Source organism: Thermomonospora umbrina (assembly GCF_003386555.1).
Taxonomy (GTDB): Bacteria; Actinomycetota; Actinomycetes; order Streptosporangiales; family Streptosporangiaceae; genus Thermomonospora; species Thermomonospora umbrina.
Map to the genome: position 1 here is coordinate 6,119,784 of NZ_QTTT01000001.1, position 20,516 is coordinate 6,140,299.

Genomic DNA, 20,516 nt, shown 5'->3' on the forward strand with positions numbered 1-20,516 from the left:
AGCCCTCCGCGCACACGGGCCGCGTGTCCCCGAGAAGGGGGCACGCGGCCCGGTCGTGCGTCGGGTCAGGGACTCTCCAGCCGCAGCAGCTCTTGGACGATCACGCTCTGGTAGGGCCTGGACGGGTCCGGCACGTAGTCCAGGAAGGCCAGCGACGCGCCGCCCTCGTCCCGGATCTCGAAGTGGTAGCCGTCCTCGGGGCGCTCCAGGTCGGCCGCCGCCTGATCGTGGCGGAGCCGGCACATCGTGTCGACCTTGTCGAGCGCCCCCTTGAGGGTGTCGGCGTCACTGACGAACCTGGCCGGTTCGCCGCTCTCCCAGATCTCGAACATCAATGGTGTCCTGTCGACGGTCGCGGGCGGCGGCGCGCGAGTCGGCCGACCACCCCCGCCCTCGCGCGCACAGAGGACAGCTTGCGCGGAAATGCTCCAATGTTCAACCGTTCTGAGGGATACGAACGATCCCGTGGCGAGGGGCTCTCTCAGGGGCGCGTATGGGCGGCGTCCCGACCGTGCCGGCCGCGTTCGCCCAGGATCGCCCTCAGCAGGGCGCGGGTCTCGCCGTCGTCGCACGCCTCCACCGACAGCCGGTCCATGACCTGGCGGTAGCGGTCCACGTCCCCGGGCTTGTCGAGGTAGAGGGAGCTGGTGAGCTGCTCCAGGTAGATCACGTCGGAGAGCCGGGGCTCGGCGAAGCGCAGGAGCGAGAACGGCCCCCCGGCCGCGGCGTGCCCTCCGGCGGAGAACCGGACCACCTGGAAGGTGATGTGGTCGGCCTCGGTCAGCTCCAACAGCCGCCGCACCTGCTCCCGCTGGACCTCCTCACCCCCGAGGGGGCGGCGCAGCACGGCCTCGTCCACCACGGCCCACAGCTTGAGGGGGGTGGGGCCGTGCAGCCGCGCCTGCCGGGTCATCCGCAGGTCCACCCGGCGCTCGATCTCCTCGGAGGACGCCTCCGGATGGCCCAGCCGGACGACCTCCCGAGCGTAGTCCTCGGTCTGCAGCAGGCCGGGCACGAACTGGACCTCATAGGTGCGGATCAGCGAGGCGGCCTGTTCCAACCCGATGTAGACCTGGAACCAGTCGGGCAGCACGTCGCCGTACCGATGCCACCAGCCGGGCGTGTTGGCGTCGCGCACCAGCGCCAGCAGGGCGGACCGGGCCTCGGCGTCCACGAGGCCGTACAGGGTGAGCAGGTCGGCCACGTCCCGCTCCTTGAAACCGACCCGGCCGTTCTCCATCCTGCTGATCTTGGAGTGGGACCCCCGGATGGCGTGTCCGGCCTGCTCCGTGGACAGTCCCTTGACCTCCCGGAGCCGGCGCAGTTGGGAGCCGAGCATCATCCGCAGCGCCGTGGGACCGTTCCCATGGCAGTCGAGCACCGCGGCGGGGGGCGCGGGCTCCTCCGCGGGGGTGGTGCTCATGGGTCGCGCTCCTGGGGTGACGAGAGGTGACGGGGGGGTGAAACGCCTGTTCGTCAGGGGGTCGCGGCCGGTTCCGACGCGGCCAACGATACGGCGACCGGTTGGTTACGCGTGATCTTTGGTGGAAATGCACGTGCATCAGACCTTGCACCTGCACACTGTACGGAGCAGGATAGCCCGCAGGCCCCCCCGGCGTGACCCCCCGGAGATCGCGATGAACGCACACCTGACCGACAGCGATCGCGAAGCCCTGTGGCTCGCTCAAGAACTCCGCGAGGAGTTGCGACAGGCGCTCGGCCGGAGAGGCGTCACCAGCGCCCCCGGCGTATCACCCTTCGTCGACTCGGCCGGATGCCCGAGCGTGCTCGTCCGCATGGACGCCGACGCCGCCCGCGCCCTGTCGATCATCCTGGCCGAGGCCCGGGCGGCCGCGGCGGCGGCGCCCCCCGCGCCGGCCCCCCAGCCCGCACCGGTGCCGCCTCGGCACACCGGCCCGCAGCCCCAGGTGTTCCCCTCCCGGGAGCCGGTCGGCCACCCGCGGTACTGACCGTGCGGGCTCCGCACGAGCCCTCTCGGCCTTGTCGGAGCGGGTGATCTCCCAGGTCACTAGCCTCGTCGGTATGACACGGCCGGTGCTCCTCCTCGTCACGGCGTCGCTCGTCGCGGGATCGCTCACCGGTTGCGGCGGCGGAGGCGACGAGACCGGCGACCCCACGCCCGTGGCCGTACGGCCGTCGGCCGGTGATCGCCCGCCCACGGGACGCCTGCGCAGCCTCCCCGCGCGGCTCCGTTTCCAGGCCACCACTCTCGTCGGCCGTCCCTTCCACGGCCCCGACCTCGCCGAGCGCCCCGTCGTCCTCTGGTTCTGGGCGCCGGGCTGCGCCGAGTGCGTCGCCGCGGGCCGCGCCGTGGCGGAGGTCGCCGCGCGCCACCGGGACGGGGCCGCCTTCGTCGGCGTGGCGGGGTCCGGCGGCGACCGCGGTCGGCTCATGGACTTCGTCGCCCGGACCGGGACCGGCGGCCTCACCCATCTCGACGACCGCGACGGGCGGCTCCACCGGCACTTCAGCGTGCCCTCGCGACCCTCGTTCCTGTTCCTCAGGGCCGACGGCGGCGGCGCCCTCGACGCCGGGCCGCTCGCGGAGGACGACCTCGAACGACGCGTCCGCGCCCTGATCGGCCGCTGACCGGCGTCACTCGTACGGGTTCTTCGGCTTCTTGACCGGCTGTACGGCGAGCCCTCGCAGGTCGTGGGCGCCGCCGGCCGGGTCGGGGGCCCGCGGCGGCATCCAGGTGCCGACGACGCTGACCCACGCGCCCTTGGAGGGCCTGGCCGGGCCGTGCACGGTGACCTGGAAGGGGATGGCGTCCCCGGCGCAGCACGACATCTTCAGCCTGGTCAACCGCCATCCGCCGTCGCGGGCCGCCCCGACGAAGCCGGTCAGCCGCACCTGGACGTCCGGCAGCCCGTTCGACAGACCGCTCTGGGTCTCGAAGGAGCGCCCGATGAACTCGCCCATGGTCATGTCGACGGGCCTCCCCGTGGGGACCAGTCGGCCGAACCCCTCGGCGGGCGGGGGCGGCGGCGCGGCGACGCGGTCGGTGTCGCGCTCGGCGGTGAACGAGCCCAGCGCGGGCGGGGCGATCACGAAGATCGCCAGGGCGGGCAGGCACAGCAGCCACGCCACCCGGGGCCCGCGGCCGTGGTCGTGGCCGTGCCCGTCGTCGTGGGTCTCCCGGTGCCCCTGGTGCTCCTGGTGCGCGTCGTCGGGGGAGTCGCGCCACTCGCGGCGGAGCCCGACGGCGCCGAGCGCGATCACGGCCACCGCCGAGGCGGCCAGCAGCGGCCGGAAGCCGGGTTTGACGTAGTTGAGGTACTCGTCGGTGACCAGGGTGATCCAGACCACCGCCGCGCCGAGCACGATCAACAGCAGGTTCTGCGCCGCCCTGGTCACAGCAGGATCCCTCCGACCGCCAGACTCACCAGCACCGCCAGCGCGAACGTCAGCGGGACGAACCGCACCGCGAACCGACGTCCGAAGAACCCGGTCTGCAGGGCGATCAGCTTCAGGTCCACCATCGGCCCCACCACCAGGAAGGCCAGCTTCGCGGTGGGGGAGAACTGCGACAGGCTCGCGGCCACGAAGGCGTCGGCCTCCGAGCAGATCGACATCAGCACCGCCAGCAGCGCCAGCGTCAGCACCGACACCAGGGGGATCCCGGCGACCCCGGAGACCCACCCGGCGGGCACCGCCACGTTGATCGTGGCCGCCGCCACACCGCCGACGACCAGGAAGCCCCCGGCGTGCATGATGTCGTGCCGCATCGCCTGCCGGAACGCCTCCCAGCGCGCCGCTCCCGTGGCCACGGCGGGCCTCGCCGGGATCCGCAGCCACTCGCCCTTGCCGAAGAACAGCCACGCCCACCCCGCCAGCACCGCCACGATCAGCGAGGCGCCGAACCGGCCGATCACCATCTCCGGCGCGTCCGGGAAGGCGACCGCGGTGGCGATCAGCACGATCGGGTTGATCGCCGGGGCGGCCAGCAGGAACGTCAGCGCGGCGGCGGGGGCGACCCCGCGGGCCATCAGCCCGCCCGCCACCGGGACCGAGGCGCACTCGCAGCCCGGCAGCACCGCCCCCATGGCGCCCGCCACCGGCACCGCCGCGCCCGCACTGCGCGGCAGCACCCGGTTCCAGAACGAGGGCGGGACGAACGCCGTGATCGCCGCGGACAGGGTGACGCCGAACACCAGGAACGGCAGGGCCTGCACGCAGATCGCCACGAAGATCGTCGTCCAGGTGTCCACGGCCCCGGCGTCGACGCGCGGCGCGACCCAGATCCGCCCCACCGCCAGGACGGCGGCCAGCACGGCGAAGGCCGCCAGGGCCCGGGTTTCGGGGCCGAGGGGTCTGGGGGGCGGCCGGTCGGAGGGCGGCAGCGGCCCGTCGTCGCGCGCGTCGGCCGTCCGCGTGCCGGCTCGGTCCGTCATGCCGCCATGGTGCCAGACCCGCGGCGCGCACAGGGCTCCGAACGGTTCGAGGGCGCCCTTCCAAAAGATCTACCTGGCTGAACGAATAAAACCGGGCATTTGGGCTGTTCTTGGTATTCGTACATATACTCACGACGATGCGGCGGTCAACGAACCGCCAAGCCCGACCGTGAGATGACAGAGCCAATATCGTTGGCGCCCCGCCCGCCAGGCGGGGTCTCCTCTCGCCGGCCCCGTCGCTGAGCTGCGACGTTCTTGGGCTGTCCGGCCCCGCCGGCGATCTTTCTTCCCCTTACCTCAAGGCCGTACGAGGCCGGCGGCTGCGTGCCCGCAAAGGGTTTCCGCGTGAATCCGCCGCGCCCCCACATGCCCCACAGCGAAAGGAAGCCCATGCGCCAGCATGCCAAGTTCGCCGCCCTGACCGGTGTCGCCGGAGCCGTTCTCGTCACCGGGATCACCGTCGGCGTGATCGACGGGGCCGCCAGCGCCGAGACCAGGTCCCAGGCCCCCGCGGCCGCCGGTGAACGGGGCGCCGCCCTCGCGGGCGGCGGCAAGGGGACCAAGGCCGAGTCCAAGGGCAAGGCCAGGTCCGAGCGCAAGGTCCTGGCCTCCGGCCGGACCACCGCGTCCTACTTCTGGGACGACGGCTCCGGCATCAACGGCGACACCGGAGCCCCCGCCAGCGGCAAGGCCATGCAGAAGGGCATGTTCGCCAGCCCGAGCTGGCCGATGATGACCAAGGTGAAGGTCAGCTACAAGGGCCGCAGCGTGGTCGGCTTCGTCGGCGACCGCGGTCCGGGCGAGCCCTCCCACCGGGGGATCATGCTCGACCTCGACACCTACACCTTCCGCTACCTGCTCGACGGCGAGAAGCCGCAGGACAAGTACAACGCCGGCGGTGGCGAGGGCCACCTCAAGGGCGTCAAGTACGAGGTCCTGAAGTGGGGCAAGGGCAAGGGCACCAAGGGCGCCCCCCGCCCGTTCGGCTCCTGACCTCAGATCGCGGGGTGGGCGGTGAGGTAGCCGCCCATCGTGCGGAAGTACTCCGTCGCGGGCAGGTCCGTACCGTCATCGGTGCGGACCTGCTCGATCAGCAGCCCGTGGCTGCGGCCCCGCCGGGCCTCGGAGCCGGCGACGACGACCACCCCGTCGCCCTCCTTGATGAAGATCCGGCCGGGCGTCCCCCCGTAGATCCCCCGGGAGATCGAGGCCCGGGTGATGCGCATCCGCTCGCCGCGCCGCTCGTACGCGTGATCGCCGGCAGGGTGGGTGACCACCAGGGCCACCTCGTGCCCCGCGGCGTCCAGCAGCGCCCGCAACGTATGGTGACCCCAGGTCTGATAGGCGAACATGGCCACCCGCATGGGCTGTCCTCCTGTGGGGCTGTGGCCTTGTGGCAGGGACTCGGGAGGGTTAGGCTCCCCTTCGTTAGGCGAGCCTAACCTAACCGGCATGCGCCCCTCGGGGAAGTGCCGGAGGTCTGGATCCCGCGGAAAGGACCCCCATGCCCCCCCTCCCCCCTGCCTCACTCCCGGTGGACCACGTCCACGATCTGGTGGGCATCGGCTTCGGACCCTCGAACCTGGCCCTGGCCATCGCGCTGCGCGAGCACGCCGCGGGCGGGGAGGGGCCGGACGCGGTCTTCTTCGAGAGGCAGGCCGCGTTCGGATGGCACCGGGGGATGCTCATCGACGGCGCCACCATGCAGGTGTCCTTCTTGAAGGACCTGGCGACGATGCGCAACCCGGCCAGCGAGTTCAGCTTCCTGCACTACCTCAAGGCGCGGGGGCGGCTGGTCGACTTCATCAACCACAAGACCATGTTCCCCTCGCGGGCGGAGTTCCACGACTACCTGGAGTGGGCCGCCGCGAGCTTCTCCGACCAGGTGGAGTACGGCTCGGAGGTCGTCGCGGTGCGTCCGGTGCCGGGCGACGGACCGGTCGACGCGGTCGAGGTCGTCGTCCGGCACGGCGGCTGCTCCGATGAGCTGGTGACCCGCCGGACCCGCAACCTGGTCATCGCCTCCGGCCTGGAGCCGGTCCTGCCCAAGGGCGTGGTCTCGACCGACCGGGTGTGGCACAGCTCCGAGCTGCTGCACCGGACGCCGGGGCTGCGGGACCCGCGGCGGCTCCTGGTCGTGGGGGCCGGGCAGAGCGCCGCCGAGACCACCGACCACCTGCACCGGACGTTCCCGACCGCCGAGATCTGCTCGATCTTCACCAAGTACGGCTACACGCCCGCCGACGACAGCTCGTTCGCCAACCGCATCTTCGACCCCGCCGCCGTGGACCACTTCTACGCCGCGCCCGAGGACGTCAAGCGGATGCTGCTCGACTACCACCACTCCACCAACTACTCGGTGGTGGACCTGGACCTCATCGACGAGCTGTACCGGCGCTCCTACCAGGAGCAGGTGACCGGCGAGCGGCGGCTGCGCTTCCTCAACGCGTCCCGCCTCGTCGAGTCCCGCGCCGACCGCGACGGCGTCCGGGCGACCGTGGAGTTCCTGCCGACGGGAGAGCGCACCACACTGGAGGCCGACGCCGTCGTGTACGCCACCGGCTACCGGACCGGGGACCCGGCCGCGCTGCTCGGCGAGGTGGCCGAGCACTGCCTGCGGCGGCCCGAGGGCGGTCTGCGGGTGGAACGCGACTACCGGATCGCCACCACCGACGACGTCCGCTGCGGCATCTATCTGCAGGGCGCCACCGAGGACTCGCACGGCATCACCTCCACGCTGCTGTCCAACACCGCCGTGCGGGTCGGGGAGATCGTCGCCTCCATCGCCGCCCGGGCCGCGACGGACGCGCCCGCGTACGCCCTGTCCCGCTGACCCGCGGCGATCCCGACCGCCCGTCCGGGCCCCTCGTCATGAGAAGTGCCGGCCGATGGGGATGATCAGCGGGGTGCCGCTGACGGGGTCGGGCACCACCTGGCAGCGCAGGCCGAAGACCTCCTCGACCAGGTCGGCGTCCACCACGTCGCCGGGGGCGCCCTCGGCCAGGATCCGGCCGGCCTTCATCACCACCACGTGGTCGGCGTACCGGCACGCCTGATCGAGGTCGTGCAGCGCCATGACGACCGTGCGGTCCTCCTTGCGGTTGAGGTCGACGGTGAGGTCGAGCATGTCGATCTGGTGCGCGAGGTCGTCGGGTGTCGGCGACTTGACCGTCACGTGTTTTCAACCTCCAGTGCCGGCCTTGTCGGCCCGGGAGAGCTGCCAGAGCAGGAAGGGGGCGCCCAGCACGCCGGTCACCACGCCGACGGGGACCATCAGGTCGCCCACCGCGCGCTGCGCGAGCAGGTCGCTGACCAGCACCAGCGTCGAGCCGGTCAGCGCGGAGGCGAGCGGCGGGGGCCAGGCGGCGCCGGCGAGGCGGCGGGCGATCTGCGGGGCGGCGAGCGCGACGAAGAGGATCGGTCCGGCGGCGGCCGTGGCGAAAGCGGCCAGCCCCGCCCCGCAGAGCAGCGCGACCATCCGGGTGCGCTGCACGGGCGTGCCGAGGCCGCCCGCGACGTCGTCGCCGAGCTGCAGCGTCCGCAGCAGGCGGGACTGCAGGAGGACCGCGGGCAGCAGCACCGCGAGCGCCAGGGCGAGGGGCCGCACGTGCTCCCAGCCGCGGTTGTTCAGGTTGCCGACGAGCCAGCCCAGCGCCTGTTGGGCCTGGTACCCCTCGGCGCGGCTCAGCAGATAGAACGTCACGCTGACGCACATCCACGAGATGCCGATGCCCACCAGGACGATCCGGTAGCCGGTCGTGCCGCCCCGCCAGGCCAGCCCGTACATCAGGAGTCCGGCCGCCAGCGCGCCCCCGAGCCCGAGGCCCTGGGTGCCGAGCCCGGCGCCGAAGCCCAGGACGATCCCGGCGACCACGGCCGTCCCGGCGCCCTGCGTGATGCCGAGCATGTCCGGACTCGCCAGCGGGTTGCGGGTGACGGTCTGGAAGAGCGCCCCCGACAGCCCGAAGGCGGCGCCGGTGAGCAGGCCGGTGAGCGCGCGCGGCAGCCGCAGCTCGCGGACGGCGAACAGGGTCGGCATGTCGCCCGACCCCCACAGCGCGGGCACCACGTCCCACACGGGCACCTGGTAGTCGCCGGTGCCGACGGCCACGCAGAAGACCAGGAAGGCGAGGGCGGCCAGGGCGAGGCAGGTGAGCGCCGCGCGGGGCCGCAGGATCCCGGAGACGGCGGGTCGCGTCGTGCGGAAGGCGGTGCGACCGGGGACGCGGGAGGGTTCGACGCGGGTCATCGTCACAGCTCCGCGAGCCTGCGGCGGCGGACCAGCGCGATGAAGAACGGCGCTCCGAGGAACGCGGCGACCAGGCTCACGTCGAGCTCCTGGGGGCGCGCCACGACGCGCCCGATGATGTCGGCCGTCAGCACCAGGCAGGGCGCGACCAGCAGGCAGCCCGGCAGCAGTCGGCGGTGGTCCGGGCCGGTGAGCATGCGCACCGCGTGCGGCACCACCAGTCCGATGAACACGATCGGCCCGGTGACCGCCACGGTCGCCCCGGTGAGCAGGGTCACGGCCAGCGCGGCGCGGATCCGGACGACGCCGAGCCGCCGCCCCAGCGCGGCGGCCACGTCGTCGCCGAGCGCGATGCTGTCGAGGGCGGGCGCCAGCGTGACCGCCAGCAGCGCCCCGACGGCCAGGAACGGCAGGATGCGCAGGATCGTGGTGCCGTCGTGGCCGGTCAGCGAGCCCGCGGACCAGTACCTGTAACGGTCCAGGGCCTCCGGGTCGGTGAGGGCGATCCCGCTGGTGAGGGAGTCCAGCAGGTAGGTCACCGCGATGCCGGCGAGCGCCAGCTTGACCGGCGAGGTGCCGCCGCGCCCCCGGCCGCCGAGCAGGTAGACCACCACCGCGGCGACCACCGCGCCGGCGAAGGCGAACCAGATCGAGCCGAGCAGCGAGGTGACTCCCATCACTCCGGCGGCGAGGACGGTGCCGAACGCCGCGCCGGCGCTGACGCCGAGGAGACCGGGGTCGGCGAGCGGGTTGCGGGTGAGCCCCTGCATGATCGCGCCGGCCAGCCCGAGGGCCGCCCCGCCGAGCACGGCCAGCAGGGTGCGGGGCAGCCGGGAGCCCCAGACGATGGCCTCCACGTCGGCCGTGACGTCCGCGCCGTCGCGGTCACGGAGGGTGTCCATGACCTGGTCAAGGGGGATGTCCCGGCTCCCGACCGCCAGGGACAGCAGGCACAGGACGACGAGCGCGGCCGCCGCCGCGAGGGGGAGTCCGACCGTCGCCCCACGGGTGCGGGAGGCGCCGGGGCCGCCCGGTGGAGCCGCCTCGGAGGGCGGGGTCGTCTGGAGGGTCACAGGGGTTCCGATCTGCCCGCGAGGCGGGTGGCGCACCGGTATTTAGGCAAGGCATACCTCACGAATCGGTCACCGCGCAACCGCGGCGAGGGGATTGTAGGTAGGTAAGCCTTACCTTAATATCGCCTGGCCGGAACGTCCGTAATGTCGCCGGCCGCACCTCCGTAACACCCCCCGAGCACGAAGAAGAGGAACGATGCCCCCCACCTCCGCGCCCGTCCCGGGCGCACGACCGGCGATGCGCCTCCTCACGGCGCTCGCCGCCCTGATGCTGACCCTGGGCCTGACCGCCTGCGGCGGCGGGTCCGACGACGGCGGATCGGGGAACGCCGCGCCGAGCGGGGCCGCCGGGGAGTCGTTCCCGGTGACGGTCGAGCACCTCTACGGCGCCACCGAGGTGAAGAAGCGGCCGCAGCGGATCGTCACGATCGGCCTGAGCGACCACGAGCCGGTGCTGGCCTTCGGGCACAAGCCGGTCGGCGTCGTGGACTGGTTCGAGCGCAAGCCGTTCTCCGACTGGCCGTGGACCAAGGCCCTGTGGGGCGGCACCGAGCCGACCAACCTCGGGCTGCGCGAGGAGAACATCAACTTCGAGAAGCTGCTGTCCCTCAGGCCCGACCTGATCGTCGCCGTCTACTCCGGCATCCAGAAGGCCCAGTACGAGAAGCTCTCGAAGATCGCCCCCGTGATCGCCCAGCCGAAGGGCCACGACCCGTACGCCGCCCCCTGGCAGGTGATGACCCTCCAGATCGGCAAGGGACTGGGTCAGGAGGTCAAGGCCAAGCGGCTCGTCGCCGACATCGAGGCCAAGTTCGCCGAGGTCCGCGAGGCCAACCCGCAGTGGAAGGGCAAGACCGCCCTGGCCGCCGACAGCTTCAAGGCCGGCACGTACTTCGCCTTCCAGCAGGGCGACCCCAAGTCGGGCTTCCTGGCCGACCTGGGCTTCACCGTCCCCCCGAAGATCAACAAGGAGGCGGGCAAGCTCAACGGCGTCGAGTTCGGCTCCGAGCGGCTGGACCTGCTGGACGTCGACCGCCTCGTGTGGATCACCACCGGCAAGGAGCCCCAGCCCCGCATCAAGAACGACAGCGTCTACCGCACGTTGAAGGTCGCCAAGGAGGGCCGGGACCTGTTCCTGACCTACCAGGACCCGCCGATCGGCGGCGCCATCTCCTTCAACACCGTGCTGAGCATCCCGTACGCCATCGACCAGTTGGTGCCCCTGCTCAAAAAGTAGGGCGCACGCCGGGAGTGACGCCGTGAGGCGCCGGTGACGGCGGCTCACCCGGCTCGCTCGGCAGATGGAGCCGGACGGCCCCGCCCACGTCGAGATTCCGTACGGCGCGCCGCGCCGTACGGGAGGCGGAAGCCGCCGCACGTCGTCTTCCCCGACCGGGACGACCGGTACGACCGGCCGGCTCGGGCGCTCCGCGCACCGGCCGGTCGGAGACCCACGATCCTGGATCCGGCCGCCGAGGCCGATCCGGAGACGGCGGCCCGAGCCTGGATCGGCGCGGATCCGGGCCGGGCCGCCGACCTCGACGGACGCTCCCGTGTCCGGTGGGCCGGCGCTGTGGGCGGCGGCGACGTTCGCAGCCGGGCCGGCACGGTGCCGCGACGCCTGACCGCCCTGCCACGGCGGCCCCGGCCGAGGGGTCGGATGTCTCGTCGGACGGACATGCGTCCCAGGAGCCTCGTTCGGGCGATGGGGCCTAGGGCGTCGTCTCCGCCGGCACGGTGCCGTCGGCGGGCTCGGCGCCGGCGGCCGGGGCCGCGGTGCGCCTGCGCGCCAGCGGGCCCTCGGCGGCGACCCTGGTGCCGTCGGCCGCGACCCGCGCCGTCACCTGCGTCCGCAGGTACAGTGCCAGCACCGCGGTCAGCAGCGCGCCCGCCGTGGCGATCTGGTCCTGGTCGATGTCCCAGCCGAAGGACACCCCCAGTTGCAGCACCGCGGTGAGCAGGCCCGCCGCCGCGGGGATCACCTTGTCGCGGGCGACGACCCACGCGATCGCCAGGCCCATGCCCATCGTGGCGACCGCGTTGACACCGGCCTGCTGCGCCTCGGACAGGTCGACGCCCCAGGCCACCAGGAATTGGACGCCGACGGCCACGAGGGCGAGCCATGCCGCCGGGTCTCTGCCGAGAATCTTCATACGCGCCTCCTGACGCGAGGGGGATGGCGCGGAGGTCTCTTCTCAGATTATCGCCGTATCGGCCACTTCGTTACGCTCGGCGAGCCCCCGACCACGCACCCGGAGCGCGGCCGTCCGCCGGGACGGGATGGGCACCGTTCCGGTGGAAGGCGCGGCGGGATCAGAGGCCGATGACGCGCTCGGCCCGCCCGAACAGGCCGAGGGTGATGGCGTGCAGCAGGTCGCCGGTGTCGCGGGACGCCTTGCCGGCGCAGGCCCGGGCGTGCGTGCCCTCCAGCACGATGCCGAGCTTGAAGCAGGCCAGCACCGTGTACCAGTCGATGGAGCCGAGGTCGCGGCCCGCGGACGCCTCCGGGCGCTCGGCGTAGGCGGCCACCAGCTCCGCCGGGGACGGCAGCCCGCCCGCCGTGCCCAGCGGCCCGGCGATCGCCGCGCCGCCGTCCGCGTCGTCCGGCCAGGTGGCCAGCAGCCAGCCCAGGTCCAGCAGCGGATCGCCGATCGTGCACATCTCCCAGTCCACGATCGCCGCGACCCGGGGGCCGTCGAAGCCGTACATGAGATTGGCCAGGTGATAGTCGCCGTGCATGATGCCGGGACGCCATGACGAGGGCCGGTTGTCCTCCAGCCAGCCGGCCACCCGCTCCAGCCCGGGGATCTCCGGGCCGGGGTAGCCGTCCAGGGCCGAGTACGACTCCAGCTCCGACGTCCACCGACCCACCTGCCGCTCCAGGAAGCCGTCCGGCCTGCCGAAGTCGGCCAGCCCGGCGGCCTCGTGGTCGACCGCGCCCAGCGAGGCCAGCGCCCGGGCCGCCGACAGGCCCATCTCGTGCCGGATCTTCGGGTCGCTCGCGTGCGGCTCGGGCAGCACGGTCGTCGCGTTGAAACCCTCGACCGGCGTCATCAGGTAGAACACCGCGCCGTTCATCACCTGCTCGTCCGGGCAGGCGGCGATGACGCGCGGGGCGGGGACGTCGGAGCCGTCCAGCGCGGTCAGCACCCGCGCCTCGCGGCGCAGCACGTCGTTGGTGCGGGCGCGCAGGTGCTCGGGCCCGCGGCGCAGCACGTACGACCGCCCGCCCCGTCGGAACCGCACCAGCACGTTCTGGGTGCCGCCGCTCAGCGGCTCGACGTCCTCGAACGGCCCGCCGGGCAGTCCCTGCTCGTCCATCCACGCGGCCAGGACGGTGAAGTCCACCACATCGGGATCGATCTGCGCGCTCACGCTCGGGAGCGTAACAGTGGAGCCCCACCGTCACCGTGCTCAGCCCACCGGCATGGGGGCGGGTCGATCCGGCGACGGGTCGGCCGCGGCGCGTCGCGAGCGGTCGACGCGGCCGGCGACGAGGGCGAGGCCGAGCGCGCCCAGGGCCATCGAGGCGCCCACCCAGTTGGTGGACTCGTAGCCGTGGCCCGCGTCGATGACCAGGCCGCCCAGCCAGGCCGCCAGCGCGTTGCCGAGGTTGAAGGCCCCGATGTTCACCGCCGAGGCCAGTGTGGGCGCGCCGCCGGCGCTCGCCATCGTGCGCATCTGCAGGCCCGGCGCGGTGGCGAAGCCGAAGCCGCCCAGCAGGAACAGCGTGACGACCGCCGGGACCTTCGCCTGGGACGTGAAGGCGAACAGCGCCAGCACGACCGTCAGCCCGGCCAGCGCCGTGTACAGGCTCGGCATCGGATGACGGTCGGCGAGGCGTCCGCCGACCAGGTTGCCCACCACCATGCCGATCCCGAACAGCACCAGCAGCCAACTCACCGTGCCGGCGGAGAAGCCCGCCGCCTCGGTCATCATCGGGGCGACGTAGGTGAAGGACGCGAAGACCCCGCCGAAGCCCAGCACCGTCATGGCGACCGCCAGCCACACCTGACCGCTGCGGAACACCCCGAACTCCGCCCGCAGCGACACGCCCTTCTGACGGGCCCGGTCGGGCACGAGCGCGGCGATGCCGATCAGTCCGGCGACGCCCAGCGCCGCGACCGCCCAGAACGTCGAGCGCCACCCGAGGCTCTGGCCCAGGAACGTGCCCATCGGCACCCCGAGCACGTTGGCGACCGTGAGGCCGGTGAACATGAGGGCGATGGCGCTCGCCCGCCGGTTCGGCGCGACCAGGTCGGCGGCCACCACCGAGCCGACGCCGAAGAAGGCGCCGTGGCAGAAGGCGGCCACGATCCGCCCGAGCAGCATCACCTCGTAACCGGGCGCGAGCGCCGACAGGGCGTTCCCGGCGATGAAGACGACCATCAGCAGGAGCAGCAGCCGCTTGCGGCGCATCCGCGCGCCCAGCATCGTCATCGGCACCGCCCCGGCCGCGACGGCCAGCGCGTAGCCGGAGATGAGCCACCCGGCGGTCGGGATGCCGACGCCGAAGTCCGACGCCACCTCCGGCAGCAGACCGGCGATCACGAACTCGGTGGTGCCGATCCCGAACGCGCCGATGGCCAGCGCGAGCAGGGCGAGAGGCATGGGATCCCCCGGATGAAGAGCTTGCAACCAGTACAGGCGTCGACAATAAATGTCCAGGCATGTATTTGCAAGCGCCTTCTATGTGCGCCAACATCTTAGGGAGAGTCTCACCCACCGTGACGCCGCCTCCCGACCGAGGACGGCCTGGAGAAGGCGTTCGTCACCAACCACCTGGCCCCGTTCCTGCTGAACCACGAGCTGGAGCCGCTGCTCACAGCGTCGCCGCGGGCGCGCCCCATTGTGCGGCTGGCGGTGTCCGACGACGTCGCCGGGCGCCCCGGTCGCTACTTCAACTTGAACGACGAGCGGCCCCGGCGCCGGTCGCCGCCGACCGGGCCCTCGCCGACCGGCTCTGGGCCCGGGCGCACGAACTCACCGGCGTCCCCCAGACGCCGTGCCCGGAGCGCGATGCCTCCTACGCACCGCCGTGGCGAGGCGACGGTCGACAGAGTCCTGACGGCCGCCCTGGACCTGTACGCGGCGCTCTGCGCACGGTACGTGACGTCCTCGACACGCTCATCGAGGCGCTCGAGGAGCATCGGACGGCCCGCGAGGGCCCGTGCGCCTTCGTCCGCGCCCACCTGGGCTTCACGCGGAACGACCGGCCCGCCGCGCACTTCGTCCACGCGTCCGCGCGGGCCGGGTTCCTGCCGGCCCGCGCCGAGGGCATCGCGGCGACCAAGGTCCCGAGGAGGGCCCGGATCGACGACTGGCCCCGCCCCCGCGTGGCGGTCGGGGAGGTGGTCGACCTGCCGGGTCCGCTGCTGGAGATGCTGGTCATCGGCCCTGTGGCGGAGACCTCCCGTCGCCGGCTCGCCGACGTTCCCGGCGTCGACCTCGACGAGGCCGCCCGATCGCGTGTGGGCCTCCGTGCGCGCCGAGGCAGGAAGCGCGTCCATCACGTCCAGGTAGATCAATGTTTGATCGACTTTTCTGTGAAGGCTCTTTCTTGTAGCGTTCGAGCGCTTTGAGCATTACGTGCCGGTGAGGCGCGCGCGGTGCAACGAGAAGGGACGCCTCCGGCGTGAGGACATGATCGTGGTTTTCGTGTGCGTCGCGGTGCTCGCGGCGTGGCTCGTCGTGACGGCGCGCAGGGTCGGGGCACGTCGCCTCGGGGAACGTTCCGGGGGATACCCCGAGTCGATGACCGAGGTGCTCGAACCCGACGCCGAGGAGTACCTGGCCTGGCTCGCCGACCGGCACTGGCCGGCCGACGAGTACCTGGACATGGAACGGGAGTGGCGGGAGGAGTACGACCCCGCCGGGCTCCCCGAGGCGCATCGCTGCCCCGGTTGCCAGGAACGGGGCGAGGACGTGTGGCCCTGCCGGATGTGCGGCCTGCTGCTGCACTCGGGCTGCGGCCACGGCATGCGCCGCCGCCGCGTCCACCGGCCCTACCAGACCCGCGACATGCAGGCCGAGGCGGTCATCGCCGAGTGGATCTGCACCAACTGCTCGTCGGTCGTCGGCCTGGACCTCGACCACGACCCCGAAGACCACTGACGGCGGGCCCGGGCCCCGCTCGGGCCCGGGCCCGCCCCGTCAGCGGTCGCCGCCGGGCAGGCCCTTGTCCAGCCCGGCGCGGCGCAGCGCGTCGGCCAGGGCCCCGCCGGGCTGCGGCGCGTTCTGGCCGCGCGACCCGCGCGACCCGCCCCGCGCACCGCCTTGGCCGCCACGACCGCCGCCCTGTCCGCCCTGTCCACTCTGACCGCCCTGACCCTGACCGCCGCCCTGGCGGCCCCGGTCACCGCGCCCCCCACCGTCGCGGCGGCCCGGCCCGGACCGCTCGCGGCGCTCGTTCGGGTCCTCGTCCAGCCGCAGCGTCAGCGAGATCCGCTTGCGCGGGACGTCCACGTCCAACACCCGCACCTTGACGATGTCGCCGGGCTTGGCGACGTCCCGGGGGTCGCTCACGAACGTCTTCGACATCGCCGAGATGTGTACCAGCCCGTCCTGGTGCACGCCGACGTCCACGAACGCGCCGAACGCCGCCACGTTCGTGACCACGCCCTCCAGCACCATGCCGGGCCGGAGGTCGGTCAGCTTCTCCACCCCGTCGGCGAACGCGGCCGTCCGGAACGCCGGGCGCGGGTCGCGGCCCGGCTTCTCCAGCTCGGACAGGATGTCGGTGACGGTCGGCAGCCCGAACGCCTCGTCGACGAAGTCGGCGGGCCTCAGCGACCGCAGCACCTTCCCGTTGCCGATCAGCGACCCCAGGTCGCCCCCGGCCGCGTCGATGATGCGGCGGACCACCGGGTACGACTCCGGGTGCACGCTGGAGGCGTCCAGCGGGTCGTCGCCGCCGGGGATCCGCAGGAAGCCCGCGCACTGCTCGAACGCCTTCGGCCCGAGCCGCGCCACGTCCTTCAGACCCTTGCGCGTGCGGAACGGGCCGTTGGCCTCCCGGTGCGCCACGATGCCCGCGGCCAGCCCCTCGCCGATGCCCGACACCCGGGTCAGCAGCGGCGCCGACGCGGTGTTGACGTCCACGCCGACCGCGTTCACGCAGTCCTCCACCACCGCGTCCAGCGAACGCGACAGCTTGGCCTCCGCCAGGTCGTGCTGGTACTGACCGACGCCGATCGACTTGGGGTCGATCTTGACGAGTTCGGCCAGCGGATCCTGCAGCCGCCGGGCGATCGACACCGCGCCGCGCAGCGACACGTCCAGCTCGGGCAGTTCCTGCGAGGCGTACTCGGAGGCCGAGTACACCGAGGCGCCCGCCTCCGACACCACGATCTTGGTGAGGTTCAGCTCCGGGTGCCGCCGGATCAGGTCCCCGGCGAGCTTGTCGGTCTCCCGCGAGGCGGTGCCGTTGCCGATGGCGACCAGCTCCACACCGTGCTTCGCGGCGAGCCCCTGCAGCACCGCCAACGACTCGTCCCACTTGCGACGCGGCTCGTGCGGGTAGATCGTCGCGGTGTCGACCACCTTGCCGGTCGCGTCCACCACGGCGACCTTCACGCCGGTGCGCAGGCCGGGGTCCAGGCCCATCGTGGCGCGGGTCCCCGCGGGCGCGGCCAGCAGCAGGTCCCGCAGGTTGGCGGCGAACACGCGGACGGCCTCGTCCTCGGCCTCCTGACGCAGCCGGGTGCGCAGGTCGATGCCGAGGTGGACCAGGATGCGGGTGCGCCACGCCCAGCGGACCGTCTCCGACAGCCAGCGGTCGGCGGGCCTGCCCCGGTCGACGATCCCGAACGCGCCCGCGATCCGCCGCTCGTACCAGGTCGGGCCGGACACCTCGGCGTCGTCGGCCTCCGGCGCCGGCTCCAGGTCGAGGACCTCCTCCTTCTCGCCCCGGAACATCGCCAGGATCCGGTGCGAGGGCAGCTTGGTGAACGGCTCGGCGAAGTCGAAGTAGTCGGCGAACTTGGCGCCCGCCTCCTCCCTGCCCTCCCGGACCTTCGCCACCAGCCGGCCCTGCGTCCACATCCGCTCGCGCAGTTCGCCGATCAGGTCGGCGTCCTCGCCGAACCGCTCGACCAGGATCGACCGGGCGCCGTCCAGCGCCGCCGCCGCGTCCGCGACGCCCTTGTCCGGGTCCACGAACGCCTGGGCGGCGGCCTGCGGGTCCCGCGTGGGGTCGCCGAGCAGTCCGTCGGCGAGCGGCTCCAGCCCCGCCTCCCGGGCGATCATGGCCTTGGTCCGCCGCTTGGGCTTGTACGGCAGGTAGATGTCCTCCAGGCGGGCCTTGGTGTCGGCCTCCCGGATCTGCCGCTCCAGCGCCTCGTCGAGTCTGCCCTGGGAGCGGATCGACTCCAGGATCGCCGCGCGCCGCTCCTCCATCTCCCGCAGGTAGCGCAGCCGCTCCTCCAGCCGCCGGAGCCGGGTGTCGTCGAGGGCCCCGGTCGCCTCCTTGCGGTAGCGGGCGATGAACGGCACGGTCGCGCCGCCGTCCAGCAGCTCCACGGCCACCTGGACCTGCCGTTCACGGACGCCGAGCTCCTCGGCGATCCGCACGTTCAGCGCGTTGTCCGGGGCTTTCCCGGTTGCCGTCTGGGACATCGTCACGATCTCGATCCGCCTTCTGTTCAGCCGTCCGAAGCATTGTGCAGGGTCCGGGGCCCCTTGTCGCGCGAACCTTCCGCCGCCGGTCCCGGTGTCGTACCGTCCCCGTATGGGGAAGCCGCTGGTGCTGCTCGACGTCGATGGTGTCCTCAACCCGTTCGCCCGGCCGCACGACCGCTACCGGCGGCATCGCGTCACCCCCAACGGGATCACGTTCAAGCTGTGGCTCGACCGCGCGCACGGCCCCCTGCTGGTGGAGCTGGCCGAGGCGACCGGCGCGGAGCTGGCCTGGGCCAGCTTCTGGTGCGACCGCGCCAACGAGTGGGTCGCCCCCAGGATCGGGCTGCCGGAGCTCCCGTTCGTCCCGATCCCCGGCTTCCCGGAGATCCCCGAGGGCGTCTCGCCCGGCGCGTGGAAGGCCCGGCACGTCGCCGCCTGGGTCGGCGAACGGCCCTTCGTCTGGTTCGAGGACGAGCCGGACGCGGCCGAGCGGCTCCTGGACCACCTCGCGCGGCCGTCGCATCTGCTGGTCCGCGTCGACCCGATGAAGGGACTCCTGGAGGGCCACCTGGACCGGGCGCGGGCCTGGCTGACCGCGCTGCCCGAGGAGGCGCCCGGCCTCGGGCCCTAACGTCGCGTCCAGTCGGGCTGGAGCAGGTCCGCCACCCGGACGTCGCGGCCGTGCAGCACCACCTCGCGGAACTGCCAGAGCAGCGCGCCCGTCGGGGCGTGGACCGTCATCGCCGGCCCGAGCGTCATCTGCAGCAGCCGCCCGCCGTCCACCTGCGGCACCCACCGCACCGCGTCGTCGGCGGCCAGCCGCTCCAGCGTCACAGGGTGCACCGAGTGGACCTCGTCGGGGCTCGGGCGCGGCGGCCCCGGGTCCTCGAGGGCCAGCACCAGCGAGCTGATCACGAACCCCGAGGCGGCGGGGAAGTCGTCCAGCCGCCCCAGCACGTCGACCGGGTCGGCGGTCAGCCCGATCTCCTCGTGCAGCTCCCGCAGGGCCGCCCGCACGACCGTCTCGCCGTCGTCCAGCCGTCCGCCCGGCAGCGCCCACTGGCCCGCGTTCCGCCCCCGGAGGGCCCGCTTGATCACGATCACCGAGGGCGCGCCGCCGTGCTCCACCACGCACAGCACCACCGCCGCGCGCCGGACTCCGGGCCCGCCGTCGAGCAGGACCGGGGAACGGGCGGCGAGCCGCTCACGGGCGAGGGCGGCGAATGCGGCGACGGTGTCGTGAGGGGGCGTCATCGTCCGATCGTGCCGGCCCTCTCGGCGTCGGCCGCGCACATCCGGGCGTACCGGGCCGGGGGAGTGCCGACCGCGGCGGTGAACTCCCGAACGAAATGCGCCTGGTCGGAGTAGCCGAGCTCGCCGGCGACGGCGGCCCAGTCGACACGCTCCCCGGCCGCCGCGCGCTCGGCCGCCTCGTGCATCCGGTACCGGCGGATCACCCACTTGGGGCCGACACCCACGTACTCGGCGAACCTGCGCTGCAACGACCGCGTCCCGACGCCCAGGTCGGCCGCCAGCGCGTCGACGCGGCTCAGCGCGGGATCGGAGGCGATCCGCCGCACGATCGCCGTCATCTCCGCGACGACGGGATCGGGTCGCCCCGGCGTGCGCTCCAACAGGAACGCCTCCAGCACCGCGATCGCCGCCCCGGTGTCCGGCTCGGCGATGATCGCGTCGGCCGCCGCCCTGGCCGCGGGCCCGAAGACCTCCTCCACGGGCGCGTACCGGCCGGTCAGCGCCGACACCGGACCGTCCAGGAACGGTCGGAGCCCACCGGGCAGGAACCGCACTCCGATCACGCGTCCGGCCCCGGAGATCGTCTCGGTGAACACGCCACGCACGATGCCGACGACGCGGGCCCGCCCACCAGTCGTGAACGTCATGTGCACCGTCGGATGGGTGAGGAGCCGCTGGCTGTGCGGGGCCCGCCCGCGCAGGTCCCACGTCAGGATCCAGTGGTGTTCCGCATAGGGCGCCAACCCGGGGGAAGGGGCCGCCCTGCGCACCTGGAAGCGACGCAGACCCCTCTCGGCCCGCAGGATCCCCCTGGTCGACCCCGGCTCTCCATCGCCCACGGGCCCAGTGTCGCATTTCTTCAAGACCGCTCGAACATCTGTTCCTAGTCTGGTCGCCCGACCGGCG

General features: G+C 73.0%; 21 protein-coding genes. 7 read left to right on the forward strand and 14 right to left on the reverse strand.

The annotated features are described in order from the left end of the window. Positions 1-65 precede the first annotated feature (65 nt). Together DFJ69_RS27425 and DFJ69_RS27430 are read right to left on the reverse strand one after the other, a co-directional pair. A complete protein-coding gene (locus DFJ69_RS27425; protein ID WP_116025251.1) occupies positions 66-332 on the reverse strand; it encodes a hypothetical protein in 267 nt (88 codons plus the stop codon). Between the two features lie 149 nt (positions 333-481). Further along, positions 482-1,423 carry a helix-turn-helix domain-containing protein gene (locus DFJ69_RS27430; RefSeq protein WP_116025252.1) on the reverse strand — a complete coding sequence of 314 codons (942 nt, stop codon included), beginning with the start codon at positions 1,421-1,423 and terminating at the stop codon, positions 482-484. A 214-nt stretch (positions 1,424-1,637) separates the two neighbouring features. Here DFJ69_RS27430 and DFJ69_RS27435 point away from each other — a divergent pair, with 214 nt between their 5' ends. Together DFJ69_RS27435 and DFJ69_RS27440 are read left to right on the forward strand one after the other, a co-directional pair. Then, positions 1,638-1,970 (forward strand): hypothetical protein, encoded by a 333-nt coding sequence (locus DFJ69_RS27435; protein WP_116025253.1) that lies wholly within the window; start codon positions 1,638-1,640, stop codon positions 1,968-1,970. A gap of 73 nt (positions 1,971-2,043) precedes the next feature. Continuing rightward, positions 2,044-2,610 (forward strand): thioredoxin domain-containing protein, encoded by a 567-nt coding sequence (locus DFJ69_RS27440; protein ID WP_116025254.1) that lies wholly within the window; start codon positions 2,044-2,046, stop codon positions 2,608-2,610. A gap of 6 nt (positions 2,611-2,616) precedes the next feature. Here DFJ69_RS27440 and DFJ69_RS27445 read toward each other — a convergent pair whose 3' ends face one another. Further along, positions 2,617-3,378, reverse strand: a complete 762-nt coding sequence (locus tag DFJ69_RS27445) for a TIGR03943 family putative permease subunit (RefSeq protein ID WP_116025255.1) — start codon at positions 3,376-3,378, stop codon at positions 2,617-2,619. Continuing rightward, on the reverse strand, positions 3,375-4,415 hold the full coding sequence (locus DFJ69_RS27450; RefSeq protein ID WP_116025256.1) for a permease: 1,041 nt from the start codon (positions 4,413-4,415) through the stop codon (positions 3,375-3,377). The genes DFJ69_RS27445 and DFJ69_RS27450 overlap by 4 nt, the downstream gene beginning before the upstream one ends. Positions 4,416-4,805: 390 nt before the next feature. Here DFJ69_RS27450 and DFJ69_RS27455 point away from each other — a divergent pair, with 390 nt between their 5' ends. After that, positions 4,806-5,408: a hypothetical protein gene (locus DFJ69_RS27455; RefSeq protein WP_116025257.1), complete on the forward strand. Its 603-nt coding sequence runs from the start codon at positions 4,806-4,808 to the stop codon at positions 5,406-5,408. 2 nt (positions 5,409-5,410) lie between these two features. Here the strand turns inward: DFJ69_RS27455 and DFJ69_RS27460 are convergent, their stop codons facing one another. Continuing rightward, on the reverse strand, positions 5,411-5,779 hold the full coding sequence (locus DFJ69_RS27460; protein ID WP_116025258.1) for a hypothetical protein: 369 nt from the start codon (positions 5,777-5,779) through the stop codon (positions 5,411-5,413). 140 nt (positions 5,780-5,919) lie between these two features. Between DFJ69_RS27460 and DFJ69_RS27465 the strand changes: the two genes are divergently transcribed. Further along, positions 5,920-7,248 (forward strand): lysine N(6)-hydroxylase/L-ornithine N(5)-oxygenase family protein, encoded by a 1,329-nt coding sequence (locus DFJ69_RS27465; RefSeq protein ID WP_116025259.1) that lies wholly within the window; start codon positions 5,920-5,922, stop codon positions 7,246-7,248. A 36-nt stretch (positions 7,249-7,284) separates the two neighbouring features. Here the strand turns inward: DFJ69_RS27465 and DFJ69_RS27470 are convergent, their stop codons facing one another. Genes DFJ69_RS27470 through DFJ69_RS27480 form a run of 3 tightly spaced genes read right to left on the reverse strand, consistent with a single transcriptional unit; the run spans position 7,285 to position 9,737 of the window. Further along, positions 7,285-7,590 carry an ATP-binding cassette domain-containing protein gene (locus DFJ69_RS27470; protein ID WP_211328804.1) on the reverse strand — a complete coding sequence of 102 codons (306 nt, stop codon included), beginning with the start codon at positions 7,588-7,590 and terminating at the stop codon, positions 7,285-7,287. Between the two features lie 6 nt (positions 7,591-7,596). Further along, positions 7,597-8,664: a FecCD family ABC transporter permease gene (locus DFJ69_RS27475; protein WP_116025260.1), complete on the reverse strand. Its 1,068-nt coding sequence runs from the start codon at positions 8,662-8,664 to the stop codon at positions 7,597-7,599. A 2-nt stretch (positions 8,665-8,666) separates the two neighbouring features. Further along, positions 8,667-9,737, reverse strand: a complete 1,071-nt coding sequence (locus DFJ69_RS27480; protein WP_116025261.1) for a FecCD family ABC transporter permease — start codon at positions 9,735-9,737, stop codon at positions 8,667-8,669. A gap of 196 nt (positions 9,738-9,933) precedes the next feature. Between DFJ69_RS27480 and DFJ69_RS27485 the strand changes: the two genes are divergently transcribed. Next, entirely contained in the window at positions 9,934-10,974 is a 1,041-nt protein-coding gene (locus DFJ69_RS27485) for an iron-siderophore ABC transporter substrate-binding protein (protein ID WP_170177795.1), read from the forward strand. Positions 10,975-11,449: 475 nt separating this feature from the next. Here DFJ69_RS27485 and DFJ69_RS27490 read toward each other — a convergent pair whose 3' ends face one another. The 3 genes from DFJ69_RS27490 to DFJ69_RS27500 form a co-directional block, all read right to left on the reverse strand. Further along, complete coding sequence (locus DFJ69_RS27490) at positions 11,450-11,890, reverse strand: hypothetical protein (protein ID WP_116025262.1); 441 nt, start codon at positions 11,888-11,890, stop codon at positions 11,450-11,452. A 160-nt stretch (positions 11,891-12,050) separates the two neighbouring features. Continuing rightward, on the reverse strand, positions 12,051-13,112 hold the full coding sequence (locus DFJ69_RS27495) for a phosphotransferase family protein (protein ID WP_245974600.1): 1,062 nt from the start codon (positions 13,110-13,112) through the stop codon (positions 12,051-12,053). Positions 13,113-13,151: 39 nt separating this feature from the next. Beyond that, the gene (locus DFJ69_RS27500) at positions 13,152-14,348 is read right to left on the reverse strand and encodes an MFS transporter (protein WP_116025263.1); all 1,197 of its coding nucleotides are present in this window, start codon (positions 14,346-14,348) and stop codon (positions 13,152-13,154) included. A 1,032-nt stretch (positions 14,349-15,380) separates the two neighbouring features. On the opposite strand from DFJ69_RS27500, the gene DFJ69_RS27510 reads away from it, so the two are divergent. After that, complete coding sequence (locus DFJ69_RS27510; protein ID WP_116025264.1) at positions 15,381-15,851, forward strand: hypothetical protein; 471 nt, start codon at positions 15,381-15,383, stop codon at positions 15,849-15,851. Between the two features lie 39 nt (positions 15,852-15,890). Here the strand turns inward: DFJ69_RS27510 and DFJ69_RS27515 are convergent, their stop codons facing one another. After that, a complete protein-coding gene (locus DFJ69_RS27515; protein WP_116025265.1) occupies positions 15,891-18,353 on the reverse strand; it encodes a Tex family protein in 2,463 nt (820 codons plus the stop codon). Between the two features lie 112 nt (positions 18,354-18,465). Between DFJ69_RS27515 and DFJ69_RS27520 the strand changes: the two genes are divergently transcribed. Beyond that, the gene (locus tag DFJ69_RS27520; protein WP_116025266.1) at positions 18,466-18,987 is read left to right on the forward strand and encodes an HAD domain-containing protein; all 522 of its coding nucleotides are present in this window, start codon (positions 18,466-18,468) and stop codon (positions 18,985-18,987) included. Here the strand turns inward: DFJ69_RS27520 and DFJ69_RS27525 are convergent. Both DFJ69_RS27525 and DFJ69_RS27530 read right to left on the reverse strand, forming a co-directional pair. Beyond that, complete coding sequence (locus DFJ69_RS27525; RefSeq protein ID WP_116025267.1) at positions 18,984-19,610, reverse strand: NUDIX hydrolase; 627 nt, start codon at positions 19,608-19,610, stop codon at positions 18,984-18,986. The genes DFJ69_RS27520 and DFJ69_RS27525 overlap by 4 nt on opposite strands. Continuing rightward, positions 19,607-20,449, reverse strand: a complete 843-nt coding sequence (locus DFJ69_RS27530) for a helix-turn-helix domain-containing protein (protein ID WP_211328806.1) — start codon at positions 20,447-20,449, stop codon at positions 19,607-19,609. Before DFJ69_RS27530 ends, DFJ69_RS27525 begins: the two co-directional genes overlap by 4 nt. Between the last annotated feature and the right edge of the window lie 67 nt (positions 20,450-20,516).

Excerpts from the sequence above, each read along its gene's own strand:
- DFJ69_RS27435 (WP_116025253.1), top strand. The coding sequence starts at position 1,638 with ATGAACGCACACCTGACCGACAGCGATCGCGAAGCCCTGTGGCTCGCT.
- DFJ69_RS27520 (WP_116025266.1), top strand. The coding sequence starts at position 18,466 with ATGGGGAAGCCGCTGGTGCTGCTCGACGTCGATGGTGTCCTCAACCCG.
- DFJ69_RS27430 (WP_116025252.1), bottom strand. The coding sequence starts at position 1,423 with ATGAGCACCACCCCCGCGGAGGAGCCCGCGCCCCCCGCCGCGGTGCTC.
- DFJ69_RS27500 (WP_116025263.1), bottom strand. The coding sequence starts at position 14,348 with ATGCCTCTCGCCCTGCTCGCGCTGGCCATCGGCGCGTTCGGGATCGGC.
- DFJ69_RS27475 (WP_116025260.1), bottom strand. The coding sequence starts at position 8,664 with ATGACCCGCGTCGAACCCTCCCGCGTCCCCGGTCGCACCGCCTTCCGC.
- DFJ69_RS27515 (WP_116025265.1), bottom strand. The coding sequence starts at position 18,353 with ATGTCCCAGACGGCAACCGGGAAAGCCCCGGACAACGCGCTGAACGTG.
- DFJ69_RS27510 (WP_116025264.1), top strand. The coding sequence starts at position 15,381 with ATGATCGTGGTTTTCGTGTGCGTCGCGGTGCTCGCGGCGTGGCTCGTC.
- DFJ69_RS27455 (WP_116025257.1), top strand. The coding sequence starts at position 4,806 with ATGCGCCAGCATGCCAAGTTCGCCGCCCTGACCGGTGTCGCCGGAGCC.
- DFJ69_RS27465 (WP_116025259.1), top strand. The coding sequence starts at position 5,920 with ATGCCCCCCCTCCCCCCTGCCTCACTCCCGGTGGACCACGTCCACGAT.
- DFJ69_RS27440 (WP_116025254.1), top strand. The coding sequence starts at position 2,044 with ATGACACGGCCGGTGCTCCTCCTCGTCACGGCGTCGCTCGTCGCGGGA.
- DFJ69_RS27425 (WP_116025251.1), bottom strand. The coding sequence starts at position 332 with ATGTTCGAGATCTGGGAGAGCGGCGAACCGGCCAGGTTCGTCAGTGAC.
- DFJ69_RS27485 (WP_170177795.1), top strand. The coding sequence starts at position 9,934 with ATGCCCCCCACCTCCGCGCCCGTCCCGGGCGCACGACCGGCGATGCGC.
- DFJ69_RS27460 (WP_116025258.1), bottom strand. The coding sequence starts at position 5,779 with ATGCGGGTGGCCATGTTCGCCTATCAGACCTGGGGTCACCATACGTTG.
- DFJ69_RS27525 (WP_116025267.1), bottom strand. The coding sequence starts at position 19,610 with ATGACGCCCCCTCACGACACCGTCGCCGCATTCGCCGCCCTCGCCCGT.
- DFJ69_RS27490 (WP_116025262.1), bottom strand. The coding sequence starts at position 11,890 with ATGAAGATTCTCGGCAGAGACCCGGCGGCATGGCTCGCCCTCGTGGCC.
- DFJ69_RS27450 (WP_116025256.1), bottom strand. The coding sequence starts at position 4,415 with ATGACGGACCGAGCCGGCACGCGGACGGCCGACGCGCGCGACGACGGG.